This is a genomic window from Plesiomonas sp. (assembly GCF_051650925.1).
Lineage (GTDB): Bacteria > Pseudomonadota > Gammaproteobacteria > Enterobacterales > CAMTGL01 > Plesiomonas.
Genome location: NZ_JBOFRH010000003.1, coordinates 1 through 1,487, shown reverse-complemented (window position 1 = coordinate 1,487; position 1,487 = coordinate 1). Strand labels below are relative to the sequence as shown.

General features: G+C 49.9%; 3 protein-coding genes. 2 read left to right on the top strand and 1 reads right to left on the bottom strand.

The features are described from left to right. Positions 1–560 (top strand): YdcF family protein (locus ACRC27_RS00030; RefSeq protein WP_438638743.1); only part of this gene is annotated, 560 nt, incomplete at its 5' end. 110 nt (positions 561–670) lie between these two features. Here ACRC27_RS00030 and ACRC27_RS00025 read toward each other — a convergent pair. Then, positions 671–1,144, bottom strand: coding sequence for a PACE efflux transporter (locus ACRC27_RS00025; RefSeq protein ID WP_192438065.1), 474 nt, complete (start codon positions 1,142–1,144; stop codon positions 671–673). A gap of 138 nt (positions 1,145–1,282) precedes the next feature. Between ACRC27_RS00025 and ACRC27_RS00020 the strand changes: the two genes are divergently transcribed. Then, on the top strand, positions 1,283–1,487 hold a 205-nt coding region (locus ACRC27_RS00020; protein ID WP_438638740.1), incomplete at its 3' end, for a LysR family transcriptional regulator.

Sequence of the window (1,487 nt, the reverse complement as noted above, 5' to 3'; positions counted from 1 at the left end):
CTATTCGTGATCAGCTCCCGCAGCCGTTAGGGGCAGATTCAGCGATTGTGGTCTTAGGCTATGCACTAAACCCTGATGGTTCGATGCATGATGTATTGATACAGCGCCTGCAAAAAACATTGGAGCTGGCCAAGCAAAGTCCGCAGGCATTGATTGTGGTTACCGGTGGGGTACCGCAAAATAACCAAACCGAAGCGCGTTTGATGCAAGAGTGGTTAGTTAAGCAAGGTGTTGATGCGAAACGCATTGTGCAAGACAACTATGCCACATCCACCGTTGATAATGCCCTCTATAGCCGCTACGCCTTGACTCAACATCGCATTAAGCATGCTGTACTGCTCAGTTCCGGTAGCCATGTCCGCCGTGGTCAAGCATTGTTGGAAATCGCAACATGGGAAACCGGTCCACAGGGCATTACCTTCGAGTCAGTCGCGGCGCTGGATAAGCCGCTGGCCGAGCTGCAAAAAGTGTCCGATGGTGATTTGCTGGGTATTTACCGCGATGGGCTGCGCGTGATGGGGATGTGGAGTTTCCGTAGCGCCCCATTGTTAGAGCGTTAATAGTAGTTAGAGCGTTAATCGCACTTGATATGCTGCTGGCATGATTGACGTATGAGCAAAACCGGTGCCGTGTTGATGTAAACACGATCACCGGTTTTTTTATTCACTAGTTATAATACGGAAGCTTTTTCGCGCGTTACGGGGTCGTCGAGCGTTATTGTGTCTGTTGCAGCGGCGGGGATAGGGAACATGCGGTCATAGGCCCAGTTATAGAAAAACGCGTACACCAGATAAAAGATCACAAAGCCCATATCCAGCACAAATGCTTGTTTCAGTGAAATCTGTAACCACCAAGCAATCAATGGCAGAACAAACAGCAATAAGCCGGCCTCAAATACCAACGTATGTAAGACCCGCTCCGGCAAGCTCTTTTGCGTGCGTCCCAACAGCTTTTGCATCAGTTTATCGACCAACATGTTATAGACATAATTCCATGCGGTGGCGATCACCGACAGCATGATGGCGAGCTTGCCTAATTCCAATAATTGCATTCCCATCACCCAGCTGGCGATCAGCGGGCAAAGCATAAGGCCAATGAGTTCAAAACCAATGGCGTGACGTAAACGATCGGAGCCTGTGCGCATAGTATTTTCTCTTTCTGGTTAGCGATGTGGCTGCTAATCTATCGTCTAAAATGCGTAGTTATTAGTTAGATACTATCGCTAAAATAGATAGATTGGCTGTGTCTCATGACACAGGCATACAGGTATATGGAGCGCGGCATGAACATGACACTGGAGCAACTGCGCTGCCTGCAAGCCGCCGCCGAGTGTGGTTCTTTCTCGGCGGCCGCGCGGCGTTTGGGTAAAGCGCAATCGGTGGTGAGTACCACCATTTCGAATTTAGAAATTGATCTGGGTGTGCAACTCTTTGATCGCCGTGCGCGTAATCCGGTACTCACCGCGGCCGGTGAACGGTTACTCCAGC